Raw genomic sequence first — 15,837 nt, 5'->3', positions numbered from 1 at the left:
GGTCACCGCATTTCTTTTAGCGAAACCCAATAAAGACCCGCAAATATCACACTAATAAAGACGCCAAAAGACGAATTTAGCGCACCAAAACCCGCCAGAACAACCGGCAGAATAATACCAACCACGACACCGGCCACATAGATCCAGAAACCCACGCGCCGTAGTCGAAACATAAATATGGCTCCAACAAGGGTCAGTACTGCGTAGGCAAGTTGCGCAATGGCTAAGCGACGTACTTCAACCGTATCGCTGGGCATGGGCGCGTCGCCGGAGGAGCGATCTTCAAAATACTTTTTTTGTGATTTATCCTCCTTGTCCTGTTTGGGCGATGGTTTTGGCTTAACATATGACGTTTCCGATACGGCATCCGTTTGCGTAAGCGACACGGTTGCATCAGAGATTCCTACTGCACAACTAATAAATGTGAGTATGCAGAGTACGGTTAAAAATTGAGAACGCATAAATGAGAGGGAAGAAACCTTATTTTCGCGGCTGAGTTTCTTTACCAACAACGAAATCCAAATCAGATGACTCTGCAAGAACTAACCGAGCAAATTCGATCCAAAGTTACGCATGCTGACAACATTAACGCTACGGTTAAGATTGTGACCGATCAGGGCCCCATATTCATCGACGCGACGCAATCACCCGCTACTGTGTCAAATGACGACAACCCTGCCGACTGTGAGTTGCAGGTGAGCATTGACAACCTTGTTAAAATGGGTGATGGTGACCTCAATCCAATGATGGCTGTTATGTCTGGTAAACTCAAAATAAAAGGCGATATGGGTATCGCCATGAAAATGGGCCAGGTGATGGGCTAAAAAAAGTTCAAGCCAAACACTTTGTACAAAAAAACGCGGGCTTAACTAAGTTAGGCCCGCGTTTTTTTGTACAAACTCAACTGGTTATTTATCGAACCATTCGGGCGCATCCACGGCTAGGCCGGTAGGCGTGTTCGGGTTGGAGTTTATTTCTTCGCTGCGGTAGAGCAACCGCCGAACCAGACCCGCAACGGGCGCACCGGAAGGTGTACTCATGGTTGGTATTTCCTGTCCAACTACACCCGACCGGCGGTGTTGTGTCCAGCCTTCAATGGGCCGCATAAACAAATCCAGATACTGTTGCTGCGCTAATACCGTCTTGTAATTAACTGCTGTCAGAGCAGGCAATTGATTAGCGTAGGTGTCGGCCTGAGCGGCTGATACGCCAAACGACGCCATCGATAGGCGTACCCCGGCCCGCAGCCGTTGCGTAGCCAGCTCGAAACCGCCCGGTGCAAACCCACGTGCAATGGCTTCTGCCTCCAACATTAGCTGTTCCGAGTAGGAAAAAGACACTTCGGGCAGATCGGACTTAAGCAGGTTCATATTCACCAGAGACGACTTTGGTGAGTAATCTTCGGTTGTGTTAAGGGCCACAAACTCGTTGGCTGCGGCACCCGGTCCCGGCTGGTAAAAATACGGAATGCGCGGGTCATTAAGTGACACCAGCAGGTTGTATACCGGTTTCGAGCAGTACCAGTCTGACTGAACGCCACCCCGGAAAATCGCCGTAAACGAGTAACGAGGATTCTGGCGACCGGGTTGATTATAGTACTGGAATTGCATGGCATCGGTCGTGGCCGCAATCATATTGCCGCTTGCCAGCAGTTGCCCGATAACGGTTCCTTTTGTCGGGTCGGCATCGACCATAGCAAACAGAATACGCAATTTGAGCGAGTTAGCAAACCGACGCCATTTCGTCATGTCGCCTGCGTAGTACAGATCGCTGGGGGCAGTAATACCTTTACTGGCCGGGTCAATTTGTGCGATGGCTTCATCGAGCAGGGCTATACTGCCGTTCAGAACGTCAACCTGCTTATCGAATTTGGGTAGATCGACTGTGCCCGTAGCAGCATCCGTAAACGGAATGTCGCCCCACAGCAAGGAGGTTTGTGCAAAGGCAAACGCTTTCATTATTTTGCATTGCGCCACGGCGTTTTTGTTAACGGGCTGCGCACTCTCAGCCACTTTGATCGCTACGCTGAGGTTTTTCAACACATCGGTGTAGGTACGTCCCCAGGCCGAACGAACGCGAGTCTGGTCATACTGAGCCTGGCTTAGACCCCAGCGTCCACCCGACGACCACATCTGGCCCATCAGGGCTACAGGCCAGGTGAGTTCACCCACGCGTAGGAGTGAAAATTGGGTACTTGCTCCCGCAAATAGCAGCGATGGATCAACGGTGATCGAGCGATTTGGATCAATATTGAGGTCGCTATTCTTGAAACAGCCGGTGGTAATCACGGCCAGTAGCCCGACGAAAATGATTTTTTTCATGGTCATGCAAAGCGTTAATATATGACTAGCTAGTTTTTGATCAAAAATTGAAACGAAGGTTGGCACCAATACTCCGGCTGCTGGGAACGCTGCCCCGCTCCAGCCCTTCGCCGATTAAACCGGTGCCGAGTACGTTGGATTCGGGGTCGATATGCGGTACGTTCGAGTGGATAATCCAGAGGTTACGCCCTTCCAGTCCAACGGCTATGTTGCCGAAAGGGGTACGATTTGTCAGCTTACGCGGCAGATTGTAGGCAATCCGTACTTCGCGCAACTTGGTGTATGACGCGTCGAATGTATTTGTTTCCGGACTGACGGAGTTATCCAACTGATTCCAGTACTGCTGCACACTGGCAACGGGTACATCATTGGGGCGGTAGGTTCCATCGGCATTGAGAATTACGCCGGGATCGATGAACTTCGTCCGGTTGTTCACGGCGGTTTCGATGGCGAGGCCACCACTTCGCACGTTGCTGACGGTCTGCGAATTGATAACGCCCCCTTTACGCATATCGATCAGGAAGTTGAAATCAAATCCTTTGAACGAAAAACTGTTATTTATACCCAGCGTCCAGTCGGGGTAAATGTTGCCCAGTAGCTTACGCGGTCCTGGTGTTCGTAGGCCCGTAGCTGGGTTGATAACAATGTTGCCCTTTGGATCGCGAAGCCAGCCAACGCCTTGAATGTTAAACGTTTCTCCCGGTTTGGCTACTACGAAGATGCCGAAACCATCGCCCGATGTGGTGATAAATTCGGTTAGGCCATCAGCCAGCGATTCAACGCGGTTACGGTTGCGGTTGAAGTTGAATGTCGCGTCCCAGCGCAGTCCCGACCGGGTTTTCAAAGGAGTTACCGTTAGCATCGCTTCAACGCCCTGGTTCGAGATTTCGCCCACGTTAAGTCGCCGGGCCGAGTAGCCGGTTGACTGGGGTACGGCAATTGAGATGATCTGGTCGTAGTTCAAACTCCGGTAGTAGGTCAGGTCCAGCCCGATACGTCCGCCGAAGAATTTCAGTTCTGTACCAACTTCATACGACGTTTGCTGCTGTGGCCGCAGGTTCGTCGGTGGAAGTACGTTGGTAGCCCCGAAAGCTGACGCGCCCCCAATTGGGTACAGGATATTGAACGTATAAATGTCGCTGGCCTGCGTGAGCGGGTTATATGTAAACGCTAACTGGTACGGATCTTCATCGGAGCCGACATTGGCGTAGTTAGCCCGCAGTTTAGCGTAGCTTAGAATGTCGCGTTTCACGATGCCCATGTTCGGGAAGGCTTCCGTCAGAATAAACGACGCACTAACCGATGGGTAGAAGTACGAATTGTTGTTGACGGGTAAAGTGCTTGACCAGTCGTTGCGGCCCGTTACGTTCAGAAACAGGAAGTTGCGGTAGTCGAAACTGAAGTCGCCGTATGCGCCGAAAATTTCCCGGCGGCTATAAAAGTTCGACGCTACGTTCGATTGGGCGTTGGCGAATGTATAAAGCTGGTCGATGTTCAACCCGTCTGATAATACCCGCGACCGCCGGATGGTGCGCTGATTGAACTGGTGGCCGATGATGCCCTTGAATGTCCAGTCGGTCGAGATTCGGCGTGTGATCGTACCGATAAGGTCGGTTTGGAGTTCACGCTCGTAGATTTCGTTGGTGTCGAACTGCCCGTTTAAGCGGCCACGAGTGCCCCGGCGCGTGGTTGATCGGCGGTTTTCAGTGAAGAAGTCCGTACCGACGCGCCCCGTCAGGTTGAACCAGGGAGCCACATCGTACCCCAGACTAGTGCCGCCGTATACCCGATCAACCGAGTTGGAGAATTTGTTAAACGCCGTTACAAAATAGGGGTTGTTCTGAATACCGTCAAGGTCGATAGCCCGCGCCAGATCGCCCGTCCAGCCCGCTGGTACAGACTGCGTTGACGGGGCAAACAGGTTATTGCGCAGTTCGTTCATATCGACCGTAATGGGCGTTCCGGCCAGAATTGTCGATATGATATTGGTTGTGTTCGAACCCTGCTGGGGCCGTCCGTCGCTGGTGGTGCGGACATAGTTTAGCCAGGCCCGCGACGTAAGTTTGTCGGTGATTTTTCGCCCCGCGTTGATCGCGAACGTATTACGTCCCAGTTCCGAACCCGGTACGGTGCCCGTCTGATTTAGATTAGTGTAGCCAATCCGATAATCGCCCTGATCGCTGGCCCCATCAATTGACACACTGTTGATAACCGTATGTCCCGTTACAAAGAAGTTCTTCCAGTTATCGGGATGGGCGGTCAACCCCTGCACCGTTGCACCCGTATAATCGAGCACTGGTCCCGTAATGCTGGATACGTCGGGTCCCCAGCCATTACCCAAACGGGGGTTATACACACCTAGGTTGCCTTGGGCGTATTGATTCTGAAGATCAGGAACGCGTAAGACTTTGTCTGTACGGTACGATGAATTAACTGTTACGTTCATTTTTTTTGCACCCACTTTACCCCGTTTGGTTGTGATGACGATAACGCCATTGCGGGCGCGGGACCCATATAGCGCCGATGCTGCGGCTCCTTTCAGTACGTTCATCGATTCAATATCATCTGGATTGAGGTCACCAGCGCGGTTTCCTACGTCTACGCCCCCCGTCACGATATCAGTTTCGGAACCGTTGTAGGAAGAGTTGGAAATGGGAACGCCGTCGACTACGAACAGCGGTTCACTGGCGCTCGACAGCGAGTTAGCTCCGCGAATCATAACCTTTGTTGAGCCACCCACCGACCCGGATTGCTGCGAGATACGTACTCCGGCTACGCGCCCGGCCATTGAGTTAAGTACGTTGGGGTCACGAGCTTTGAGCAGTTCGGTCCCGGCCACCGTCGATACAGCGTATCCCAATTCTTTTTTCTCCCGAACGATGGCGTTGGCTGTTACAACAACTTCGTCCAGATTAGTCAGGTCGGCCACTAATTTTATGTCCACCGTATTACGCCCGTCAATCTCTACATCGCTGGTTCTGTAGCCGATAAACGAGTATACTAATGTTTTGGCGCTGGTCGGAACGGTAATCTGGTATGTCCCATCGGCTTTGGTGACGGTGCCGGTTGTGGCCCCTTTAATCAGAACATTGACACCGGGGATGCCTTCGTTTTCGGGCGAGGTAACCTTGCCCGACACAATTCTGGACTGGGCCTGGGCCATCCATCCACACAATAACAGGAACGCAAGTAGCGCTTTTTTCATAGGAGAGGTTGTAAAAGAGGAAAGTAGAACGAAATAAAAAATCGGACTGGGCGGCCTGTCAGACAACCGAACCCGTGGAACTGACTTGACTAGCTTGACTTACTTTACCCGCTTCACGGTACGTATCTGAACGGGCTTTTTGAGCAATTGTAACGGGTTCGAGTAGTTGTTTGTAGGACCGGGCTGCCCCGTTTCTCCCTGCTGAATTTTGCGCACCACGTCCATGCCTTCGACAACGCGCCCGAAAGCGGCAAATCCCTGCCCGTCGGGATTGCGTTTGCCACCAAAGTCCAGTTCGGGCTGGGGATTAACGCAGATAAAGAATTCGGAGGCTCCGCTGGCAGGTAGACCCCGCGCCATTGACAGTGTTCCGTCGAGGTGTTTTAAGCCAGTTTTCTGAGTAGTTTCCTGAGCAATGGGCGGAAACATACGCGTAGTGTCGGTCTGTAATCCGCCTTGTATTACTTCAATTTTGACGGGGCTGGTCGCCTGATTATCCAGCCGAACGACGCGATAGAACGTAGCACCGTCATACCGTTTATCATCTACATACCGCAGAAAATTAGTGACCGCAATGGGCGCTTTGTCGGCGTAAAGTTCCAGCACAATTCGACCTGATTCTGTGTCTATTTGGACGCGTTGGGCATTTGTCGTTGAAAAAAATAAAAGTAGAAAGAAGAAATTGAGTAGTGTTTGTTTCATCGCAGCGGTTTGAGGGAAAGTGTTTGAGGGATAATTTTTAGGTTTATTTAATTGTTTTATTGAACTCTTTTAAGGGAATTTTAATCTCTTTATCTGAGTATTGTGTGTAAAGCAATGTATAGTATAAATACTTATAAGTCAAGGAGATGCAAGAGGGGCCTGTAAACGTGAGCAGCGACTCCAGTTGTCTATTTTTAGTTCACTTATATGCTCAAGTCATTGCCTGAAGTCAAACCACGGCCTCTTCTGTTACGAAAAACTATACCCGAAAAGATGACAATATTGCCTGCCTGTGTTGTGGCTTTGGCAACCATAGTTATACTAGCGAACTGACCCTCGGTTGCCCTCTCAATAGTCCCTATCAGTAGTATGCGTAACGAATAGTCTTATTGGGGAAATAGTTATTGCATCGGATGACCGGTGCTCAATTCCTGCCCGGATATGTCTAAACCATCTCGTCGTAAATTTCTGGAAAGCAGTGCCTTGACGGTGGCTGGTTTCTTCATTGTTCCGCGCCATGTGCTGGGCGGAAAATCATCGGACGGCTCGCGAATAATTGCCCCGTCCGACAAGCTAAATATTGCCGCTGTGGGCTGTGGCGGCAAAGCTGATGTCAACATCAGGCAAGCCTACAATAGTGGTTCTGACAACTTTGTGGCCCTGTGCGATGTTGATGACCGACAAGCTAAAAAATACCGCGCTCAGTTTCCTAATGCTCCCTATTTTCAGGACTACCGCCAAATGTTCGACAAGGCGGGGAAGACCTTCGATGGGGTCATTATTAGCACGCCCGATCACATGCACGCGCCCATCGCGATGGCGGCCATGCAGCTCGGAAAACACGTATACGTCGAAAAACCGCTTACGCACGATATTTACGAGGCCCGGATGCTGACGCAGGCGGCCCAAAAGTATAAAGTCGTGACCCAAATGGGTAATCAGGGTAGTTCGGGCGATGCCACACGCATCATCGAAACGGCTATTCAGAACAAAATCATCGGCCATGTTCACACCGTTTATTGCTGGACGAATCGTCCTGTATGGCCGCAGGGTGTTCGGTCGCCGAAGGATAAAGGTGAATCGCAACCGGTGCCGCCCGAGGTAAACTGGCCACTCTGGCTTGGCACGGCCCCGCCCCGCGACTACCACGAAGCGTATATGCCAACCCGCTGGCGGGGGTACTGGGATTTCGGAACGGGGGCGCTCGGCGATATGGGTTGTCATTTTATGGACGTACCCTTTCGCGCCCTTAAACTTAAGTACCCAACATCAGTAGAGTGTAGCGTTGGATCGGTCTATGCTGATTTTTTCAAGGAAGCCTTTTACGACGATAGTTGTCCACCCTCGTCGGCTATCCACCTGACGTTTCCATCGGACGACAAAAAAGTAAAGGAAATCAAGTTTTCCTGGTTTGATGGGGGTATTCGGCCTCAACTGCCCGAGGGCGTAGCGTATAGTGATGTGTTCCGCGACGATAACGGCGGTATGCTGTTTATCGGGACAAAAGGAATGTTGACGGGTGGTCTGTTCGGCAATGACCCTAAATTATTGCCCGCCGATAAGTTCAGTGGTAAGGAACTCCCCGCCCCTGAGAAACCATTGGTGGAGGGCAAAACGGACGGTCATCAACAACAGTGGGTCAAAGCCTGTAAACAAGGCTATGGTGCCTATACATCTTCGTCATTCGATCAATCCGGCCCGCTCACCGAAACGGTTTTGATGGGTAATCTGGCTACGCGCTCTTATCTGGCCCGCGAAGACGGCAAGTTCACGGGGCGCAAAAAACTCCTCTGGGATGGTGACACGATGAAGATTACCAACTTCGACTATGCCAATCAATTTGTGAAACGACCATACAATGGTGGATACACTTTGTAGCTATTAATGGGTATGTCAGCGCTTGTCATTTGCTGCCAATGGCCTCTGTTCTAACAGACTACTACATGCTGTAAAATAATAGGGAGAAGAGCGGGAAAGAGATGGGAAAATTTCCCGTTTACCTTTCCCTTTCTCTTTTCCCCTGAATAAATTCCTACATTAGTGGTGCCTTCAATCGCTGATGATACGTTTGCGCCCTCTATTCCTGCCGTTTTTCCTCTGCTGCCTGCTGGCCCTGCGCTCATCGGCGCAACCCCTAAGTCGGCAACCGGTTGTGGTTTTGCCCGTCAATGTAGATCAACTTTCACTGCGGGGGAGCCTGGCTTATCTTCGGGACTCATCGGGTACAAAAACCATTACTGACGTTTGTCGTCTGGTCAATGAGGGTGCTTTTCAGTTAATTACGACGCCTATTCCCAATTTTGGCGTTGTTAGCGGCACGAAGAGCGCCAGTCCTATCTGGCTACGGTTTCGGTTGCAGAATCCCGCTGGTCAGCCGCAGCAATGGCTTACTGAACTTGACTTTTGGTGCTTCGATGAGCTTCAATTTTTTGTGGTTGATGCGCAAAACAATGTGCTGTCAACCTCACGGGTAGTTGGCTGGAAAACGCCTGCTTATCAGCGAATTAGGCACCACCGCCATTTCTGGTTTCCGTTTACTGTTCCTGCTAAGCAGGGCGTAACGGCTTATCTGCGCATACTGAAATACAGAGGAATGCAAGTGGCGCCCGTCGAACTGGTTCGTGAATCAGCCTATGAATCGGTTGTACAGAAGAGCTATTTTATGTGGGGCGGAGTACTGTTTTCGCTGGTATTTGTGTCGGCTATGAGTTTGATTTTCTTCCTGACTACCCTCGATAATATCTACTCGAAATATATTTTCTGTCTATTGGGCTTAGTGGGATTCTTCGTTATTAACGATGGATTTCTGAATCAGTTTGCTTTCGAAGCGCAATTCTGGATGCCTCGGCAGAATGTGTATTTTTTGTTTCCGCTGGTTCTGTTTTATTCTCAGCTAACCTTCGTTCGTGCTTTTCTGAGCCTGCGTCATACGCCTTCGTATCGTTGGCATACTGCCGGAACGGTGGTTCTCTGGAGTGGGGTATTGTGCCTGATTGCCCTAACAGCTGAGTGGTTTACACCGTTGACGCCTACTATGGAGCTGGTTATGGTGCGCTTATTCACGGCCCTGTACTGGCTGCCGTTGCCGATTATTGTAGCCTATATTATTGTTAATATTATTCGGCGGTATCGTGTGCCGGAAGCATGGCTATATCTAGTGGCTATTTCCCCTTTCTATGCCCTGAATCTTGGGCTGGTCTTCTCCAATTTCGGTTTGTTGCCAACTTATGAACCAGTGGCTAACTACGCCTATTACGCACCAGCGGCCTTATTTGAAGTGCTGGTGTTGATGGTTGGTCTGGCTTATCGGTATAAAATAGACCGTGACCAGACCGAACGGCTCATGAAGGAAAGTACGAATCAGCAGCAACGAATGTATGAAGCAGAGGTACAAACGCTGGCCCTTAAAAATAGTCTTCTGATTGAAAAAGGGCGCATTGCCCGCGATCTGCACGATAATGTAGGGGCACATCTGGCTTTTGTCGTCACGAATCTGAGCCATATCAGCGATCAGGCCGAGAAAAAACCAATAACAGATGGGCCACAGCTTGGCAGTCAGCTACGCAATATTGTGGTACATACGCGTGAGGCTGTTAAACTCCTGCGTGAAACTATTTGGGCAATTCATCAGGAAAGTTTTACGGTCGAAGAGTTTGCCGAGCGACTCGATCAGTACATCAACCGGTACGTTCATGAGACCAACGGATTGCATGTAGATGTTCAGGTGACTGGCTCACCTGATTACCGGCTCAGCTCGGCGCAGGTGCTGAATTTGTTCCGAATTGTGCAGGAGTCGCTTAATAATGTCATTAAACACGCTCAAGCTACACAGGCAATCGTTCATTTATTCGTTCAGTCCGATGGTCGTATTAATCTGCGTATTCACGATAATGGTCAGGGCTTTAGCTGGACAAATGAAGCCGTATCGGAGCAACACTACGGGTTACGAAATATGGAAACACGAGCTCAGGAACTGGGGGGCACTTTCCGCGTCTTTTCCGAAAATGGAACCATAGTAGAAGTGGAGGTGTGAAAAATACTATAACAATATTGGCTTTACTTCTTAGCTTCTTTACAAAAAGAAGCCTCACTTATACCGCAGTCTAATTTTATAATTAGTCGAGAATAATCTACTGAGTTTGTCGCTTATACAAAATAGTATTTCCTTATAATAAATTCTTACAGAAAGAAATTAAACCCGCCCCTATATTTAGTAAGCAGCTCACTTACTACCAGTTAACACATAAGTTAGCACCGTTAATTAGTCCGCAAGCGCACTCGTTATTGATTTTCCCGCATTCCACCAGTAGTCTGCGTTGAGCACGTACATGTATTAATTCCGGTATTCTTTTAGTAGTTACCGCTTACCGCTGTACCGCGAGAAACTGGGTTTTAGCCAGCAGTTAATGATTAAATAAGGAGTGTGTTTTGTATTAATCTTTTATCATACGATACAGATGGGACGCTAGTCTAATTGAACCATGAAGATGAGAACTATACGAACCGCTAGCCTCCTGATCACTGCATTTATTAGCACTACAACTTTGGTATTTGGCCAACAGGTGTTAATGCAGGGTTTTTATTACGATATCCCGAAAGCTCAGTGCGGGGCTGCCTGGGCCGATACGATGGCGGCAAAAGCGGCTCAGTTGACTGCTTCGGGATTTACACACATATGGACACCACCATTTCAGGGAAACGGGCCTAATAGCGGAGGCTATGACTCCAAAGATTTGTATATAGGCACCAGTAACACGGTTACTTCTCTTGGGACCAAACAGGCTATTCTGGACATGGTAGCTACGTTTAACAGGGCGGGGATGCAGGTCGTTGGTGATATGGTTTATAACCACCGGGATGGTGGCTTACCCGAAACCAACGACCCTGTGATGGATTACATTATGAACCACGCAGGCAATACAAGTAATCAAAACTGTTATCAATATTCGATGCCGTCTGACCGCTACCGGATGATTTTGCCCGTTGGCGGCTCGTCGGGAAATGGTACTGGTCATTATTATATCAACATCAGTTCGCGAACCGGCACCTATGCGGGCAGCCAATACATGCTCTACGTAACCACGAATAAGATTGGTGGTTCACGTTGGTCACCCGTTAATTCGGCTACGGTGGCCGCTCCCGAGCAGGGTTCAGCCTACGCCATTAAACTAGGTACGAACTATACGGTAATGATTGATAAAAATGGCGATTCAGACGAATTTAAGATTTCGCTGACTGAGGCTGATTTTAAGTCAACGGATACGCTATTTATTCAGATGATTAATATCAATCCGAATGACATCGCGTCCTACTCGAACCACCGACCCTGGAAAATCCAGTATGACCCGTTGGGTTCGGTGGGGAATGGGTCAAAACGTGATCTGGCGAATCATTCCGCTATGTTTGCCAGCGCTGGGGGTTTCAATCCAAACTACAAACTTCGCGCTCAGACCTTTACTAATTTCTGCGGCTTACCGGGTGGAGAACCTTGTATGAACGGCAGTAATTTTCGACCCAACTGGACGGGCGATCCGGCTTCGGATGTTAGTGCCACCTGTTTGGGTCCTGTCTATAGCCAGCAAAGCATGGATTATTTCTATGATTATGACCACCAGAATCCCGATACGAAACAGAAATTGATCGATTGGACGCTCTGGAGCTGGGATCAGGTTGGTATACGGGGATTGCGAATGGATGCCGTTAAACACTTTCCGGCCTCCTTCGTGGGTGATTTGTTGTGCGCCATGCACGCAGCCGGTAAAGATCCAAGTCTAATTGTGGGTGAATGGTACGGTATGGACCCTGGTCCTCAGGGCAACTGGCTCAGTCAGGTGTATAGCAAACTGAATGCTTGCGGAGCGGGCGGATTTAATCTCAAAGTCTTCGACTTCAATCTCCGTGATCAACTCAAAAAAGCTAGTGACGGCGGCAATGGCGTTAGCACTTCATCTAACTGTAATGATGCAAATGCCTGGGACGTCAGGGGGATTTTTGATGGCAGTTTGCACGATGGCAGTGGCTTTAAAGGGAACAACGTTGTAACGATGCTCAACAATCACGACTTCCGCAGTGCCGATTCGACCCACGGCGATGCGCTGATTCATGACCGGGGCGACGCGCTCAATAGCTATGCTTACCTGCTCACCAACAATCAGTTGGGGGTGCCTACGATTTTCTGGCCTGACTACTACGGGTATCCATCGAGCGTTCTAACCTGGAATAATACAAGCTGTGTTCAACAGGTGTTTGGCTATTTTCCGAAATGGACCGAGGGTGGTTTAAAAGCGGGAATAGACCAATTAATCGGGGTGCTGAAAACGTATATTAATGGTTCTTCCGGCGTTGATTATCTCAATAAATTTGGTGGGCCAGCTATTAATTATATCAGTGGATGCTACAAACGTACACTTATCTACCAGATTAACGCAACCGGCAGTGTAGGCCACAAAGAGGTAGTTAACGTCATTAATTATGGTGATCAACCTACCGATGTCGAGATTCCAGTAGTGCAACGCAATGGCGTAGCGCTCGGTAGTACGTTCACCAATGTAGCTGGCAACACGTCAACGACTACGGCTGTTGTAACCGGCACCGGTGTATTGCGGGTTAAAGTGCCGCCCCATAGCTTTGCTACGTGGGTGCAGGGAAAAGCCATTTTGCCATCACGCTGATTTCCTCTTCACGCCTTCTTTTGCTCATTCCTGCCAACACATAACGGATGTAGATTGTTGTTTGACTAACCGTTTATTCAATCACCAATCACAACCAATGAATCAGGCATTAGTTAAACACCGGAAACTCGGCGTCACGTTCGCACAAGATGGCGCAATGGTGCGGGTCTGGGCACCTTTCGCGCATAGTGTAACCCTCCATCACTGCGACCGGCAACTGGATATTTCGCTGCAAAAGGATGGGTCTTACTGGCAAATAACGACCGCTCAGTTACAACCCGGTGACACCTATGCCTTCGTTCTGAACGGTCAGACACAACGCCCTGACCCGGTGTCGCTGGCGCAACCTGAAGGCGTTCATGGTCCATCGCGGGCGGTAGATACCGGCGCATTTGTCTGGACAGATGCATATTGGCGTAATATTCCCCTGGAAGATTATCTGCTTTATGAACTTCATACCGGCACATTCACGCCCGAAGGTACGTTTGCCGGTATTGAAAATCGACTGGATTATCTGGTTAAACTAGGTGTGAATGCTGTCGAGATTATGCCGGTCGCGCAGTTCCCCGGCACCCGAAACTGGGGGTATGATGGTGTCTTGCCATTTGCCGTACAATACTCCTATGGTGGAGCAGCAGGGCTACAAAAGCTAGTCGATGCCTGCCATCGGCGGGGCTTGGCCGTTGTACTCGATGTGGTTTACAATCATATTGGGCCAGAAGGAAATTATCTGGCTGATTATGGACCGTATTTCACGACAAAATACCAGACACCCTGGGGTAATGCGCTCAATTTTGACGATGATTACAGCGATAGCGTCCGTCGATATTTTATCGAAAATGTGCTGATGTGGTTCCGGGACTTTCACATCGACGCCCTACGGTTAGATGCTGTTCATGCCATCCATGATGCCAGCGAAACGCATCTTTTGCGTGAGATCAAGCAGCATGTTGACGCATTGACAGCTCAGACCGGGCGGCAGCATTATTTGATTATCGAGTCAGACCAGAATGAAACGAAATTTATTCAGCCCTTAGCAAATAACGGGTATGGGATGGATGCACAGTGGAACGACGAATTTCACCATGCCCTGCGGGTTACGGCGGGGGGCGAACGTAACGGGTACTACGCCGACTATTACGGTATCCAGCACTTAGCCAAATCCTACCGGGACGCGTATGTGTATGATGGAACCTACATGCCCCGGCGCGCCCGAATCGTTGGCAAATCGACTGCTGGACATGCGGGTCGGCAGTTTGTGGTTTTCTCACAGAACCACGACCAAATTGGCAACCGGATGCTGGGCGAGCGTCCGAGTCAGCTGGTTAGCTTCGACATGCAGAAACTGATGGCCGGTGCCGTAATGAGCAGCCCCTATTTACCTATGCTGTTCATGGGCGAGGAGTGGGGAGAACTGAATCCGTTCATGTACTTTGTGAGTCATTCAGACCCGACACTGGTTGAAGCCGTGCGTCAGGGTCGGAAAGCAGAATTTGCCGCCTTTCAAAAGTCCGTCGAAGTACCCGGCCAGTCCGACGGTGCGCTGGAGTCGCCCGACCCACAGGATGAGCGGACGTTTGAACGCTCCAAACTTCAGTGGCCACGACTCACGCAGGAGCCACACCGCACGCTCTTTCGGTACTATCAGACATTGCTGGCTTTGCGTAAAAAATCGTCGTTGCGCCACCCGGATCGCGAGTCGGTAGCCGTGGTTGTAGACGAGGTACGCCAAACGCTCACGCTCTTCCGGCAGCATAAACAGCAGCTCAAGTTTGGTCCATCCGACGTTGCGGAGACTGTTGTTTGTCTACTGAATTTCTCGCGCGAACCTCAGTCTCTTAGCTTGCCTGCCATCGATGGACAATGGCGTAACCTGCTGGATTCGGCTGATCCACAATGGCATGGACCTATGGGTGCTCCACCCTTAATTGACGGTAACGTCCCCGTTATAGTGCAGTCCGAATCTATTCTAATTTACACTAGTGCGCCTGTATAGCCCGATTTCTATGTATCGTATCCAGCTCAACGAAGGGTTTACATCTTACATCTCAAGGGTACTACTACACAGAGATATTATCGTTCACTATTGGATGACCTGCTAGGGGAAGATGGTACAGAGCCAGGCAAAATCGGTTGTATTAATTGACCAATGGCTACGATATGGCTGAATAACACTGTTGGGACAACGAAACCGGGTAACCAAACGTATGGCATTTTTAACAGTGCTACGTTGGGTTGCTCGAATCCCATTTGTTGAAAAGGCAAGGGCGTTGATAAAACCGCTTGAACAACGATATTTAGCAGTAAGCCCACCGAGAGTAAATTCCAGAGCAATAGCCAGCGTGGAGCCAATCGTTTCTGCTTAAAAGCGTAATACGCAACGACGGGAGCCGTTATGCCTGCCAATATATCGTAGTTACGGCCTTCAAATGTCATCAACTGAGGCACTTGCTGATATAGATAAAGGCCATACAGCGATAACTCAACGGGTATGCGTACTGTATGCAGGAGCGTCAGAATTGGCAGCGGTAACTGACTGGTCCAGGCGCGGCCTCCAGTCGTAATGACTAAACCGATGATAAGTAGCAAAGGCACCCCAATGGCCAGGACAAAATGTGGTGGTATCGCATCGAGTTGCTGAAAGAAGTGGCGATAAGCCAGCACCGCCAACAGTGTTAGCCATACCAAACTTGCAACGAGCACTCTCACCGCTCCTGAGACTGATACCCGATGAGCAGCCGTATAAAGCATACCTAACGTTAATAGGGTGGTGACTACGAAAAAAGCGTCTAGCCAAAGTGGTGTGGGCGTGAAGAGGTTAGATAGATTGGGTTGCATAACCAGGTTTCATGAACGCAGGCGATAGTGCTTGCAGTTGCAAAGAAAATGGGTCTGTTCAATCGAAAAACGAGTTGTGGCTGTTACCTACATGAATGGT

The 15,837-nt window shown here is 49.8% G+C and carries 10 protein-coding genes; 5 read left to right on the top strand and 5 right to left on the bottom strand.

From position 1 onward, the window contains the following. Positions 1 to 2: 2 nt before the first annotated feature. Positions 3 to 461, bottom strand: a complete 459-nt coding sequence (locus ACFS25_RS18050) for a hypothetical protein (RefSeq protein WP_381503834.1) — start codon at positions 459 to 461, stop codon at positions 3 to 5. Between the two features lie 66 nt (positions 462 to 527). On the opposite strand from ACFS25_RS18050, the gene ACFS25_RS18045 reads away from it, so the two are divergent. After that, a complete protein-coding gene (locus ACFS25_RS18045) occupies positions 528 to 824 on the top strand; it encodes an SCP2 sterol-binding domain-containing protein (RefSeq protein ID WP_381503832.1) in 297 nt (98 codons plus the stop codon). A gap of 84 nt (positions 825 to 908) precedes the next feature. Here ACFS25_RS18045 and ACFS25_RS18040 read toward each other — a convergent pair whose 3' ends face one another. From ACFS25_RS18040 to ACFS25_RS18030, 3 genes are all read right to left on the bottom strand, one after another. Further along, on the bottom strand, positions 909 to 2,321 hold the full coding sequence (locus tag ACFS25_RS18040; RefSeq protein WP_381503830.1) for a SusD/RagB family nutrient-binding outer membrane lipoprotein: 1,413 nt from the start codon (positions 2,319 to 2,321) through the stop codon (positions 909 to 911). A 40-nt stretch (positions 2,322 to 2,361) separates the two neighbouring features. Further along, positions 2,362 to 5,526 (bottom strand): SusC/RagA family TonB-linked outer membrane protein, encoded by a 3,165-nt coding sequence (locus tag ACFS25_RS18035; RefSeq protein ID WP_381503828.1) that lies wholly within the window; start codon positions 5,524 to 5,526, stop codon positions 2,362 to 2,364. Positions 5,527 to 5,625: 99 nt separating this feature from the next. Further along, on the bottom strand, positions 5,626 to 6,228 hold the full coding sequence (locus tag ACFS25_RS18030; RefSeq protein ID WP_381503826.1) for a peptidylprolyl isomerase: 603 nt from the start codon (positions 6,226 to 6,228) through the stop codon (positions 5,626 to 5,628). Between the two features lie 441 nt (positions 6,229 to 6,669). On the opposite strand from ACFS25_RS18030, the gene ACFS25_RS18025 reads away from it, so the two are divergent. The 4 genes from ACFS25_RS18025 (at position 6,670) to treZ (ending at position 14,895) form a co-directional block, all read left to right on the top strand. After that, positions 6,670 to 8,106 carry a Gfo/Idh/MocA family oxidoreductase gene (locus ACFS25_RS18025; protein ID WP_381503823.1) on the top strand — a complete coding sequence of 479 codons (1,437 nt, stop codon included), beginning with the start codon at positions 6,670 to 6,672 and terminating at the stop codon, positions 8,104 to 8,106. A 181-nt stretch (positions 8,107 to 8,287) separates the two neighbouring features. Then, complete coding sequence (locus ACFS25_RS18020) at positions 8,288 to 10,261, top strand: sensor histidine kinase (protein ID WP_381503821.1); 1,974 nt, start codon at positions 8,288 to 8,290, stop codon at positions 10,259 to 10,261. Positions 10,262 to 10,715: 454 nt separating this feature from the next. Then, positions 10,716 to 12,899: an alpha-amylase family protein gene (locus ACFS25_RS18015; protein ID WP_381503820.1), complete on the top strand. Its 2,184-nt coding sequence runs from the start codon at positions 10,716 to 10,718 to the stop codon at positions 12,897 to 12,899. Positions 12,900 to 12,996: 97 nt separating this feature from the next. Beyond that, on the top strand, positions 12,997 to 14,895 hold the full coding sequence (gene treZ, locus ACFS25_RS18010; RefSeq protein ID WP_381503818.1) for a malto-oligosyltrehalose trehalohydrolase: 1,899 nt from the start codon (positions 12,997 to 12,999) through the stop codon (positions 14,893 to 14,895). A 77-nt stretch (positions 14,896 to 14,972) separates the two neighbouring features. Here the strand turns inward: treZ and ACFS25_RS18005 are convergent, their stop codons facing one another. Continuing rightward, complete coding sequence (locus tag ACFS25_RS18005) at positions 14,973 to 15,737, bottom strand: hypothetical protein (protein WP_381503816.1); 765 nt, start codon at positions 15,735 to 15,737, stop codon at positions 14,973 to 14,975. Positions 15,738 to 15,837 lie beyond the last annotated feature (100 nt).

Source organism: Spirosoma flavum (assembly GCF_042686045.1).
In the GTDB taxonomy this organism is placed as follows: Bacteria; Bacteroidota; Bacteroidia; order Cytophagales; family Spirosomataceae; genus Spirosoma; species Spirosoma flavum.
This window is presented reverse-complemented; position numbering and strand designations above follow the sequence as displayed.

Coding starts and splice junctions, on each gene's coding strand:
- ACFS25_RS18050 (WP_381503834.1), bottom strand. CDS start 461: ATGCGTTCTCAATTTTTAACCGTACTCTGCATACTCACATTTATTAGT.
- ACFS25_RS18045 (WP_381503832.1), top strand. CDS start 528: ATGACTCTGCAAGAACTAACCGAGCAAATTCGATCCAAAGTTACGCAT.
- ACFS25_RS18040 (WP_381503830.1), bottom strand. CDS start 2,321: ATGAAAAAAATCATTTTCGTCGGGCTACTGGCCGTGATTACCACCGGC.
- ACFS25_RS18035 (WP_381503828.1), bottom strand. CDS start 5,526: ATGAAAAAAGCGCTACTTGCGTTCCTGTTATTGTGTGGATGGATGGCC.
- ACFS25_RS18030 (WP_381503826.1), bottom strand. CDS start 6,228: ATGAAACAAACACTACTCAATTTCTTCTTTCTACTTTTATTTTTTTCA.
- ACFS25_RS18025 (WP_381503823.1), top strand. CDS start 6,670: ATGTCTAAACCATCTCGTCGTAAATTTCTGGAAAGCAGTGCCTTGACG.
- ACFS25_RS18020 (WP_381503821.1), top strand. CDS start 8,288: ATGATACGTTTGCGCCCTCTATTCCTGCCGTTTTTCCTCTGCTGCCTG.
- ACFS25_RS18015 (WP_381503820.1), top strand. CDS start 10,716: ATGAGAACTATACGAACCGCTAGCCTCCTGATCACTGCATTTATTAGC.
- treZ (WP_381503818.1), top strand. CDS start 12,997: ATGAATCAGGCATTAGTTAAACACCGGAAACTCGGCGTCACGTTCGCA.
- ACFS25_RS18005 (WP_381503816.1), bottom strand. CDS start 15,737: ATGCAACCCAATCTATCTAACCTCTTCACGCCCACACCACTTTGGCTA.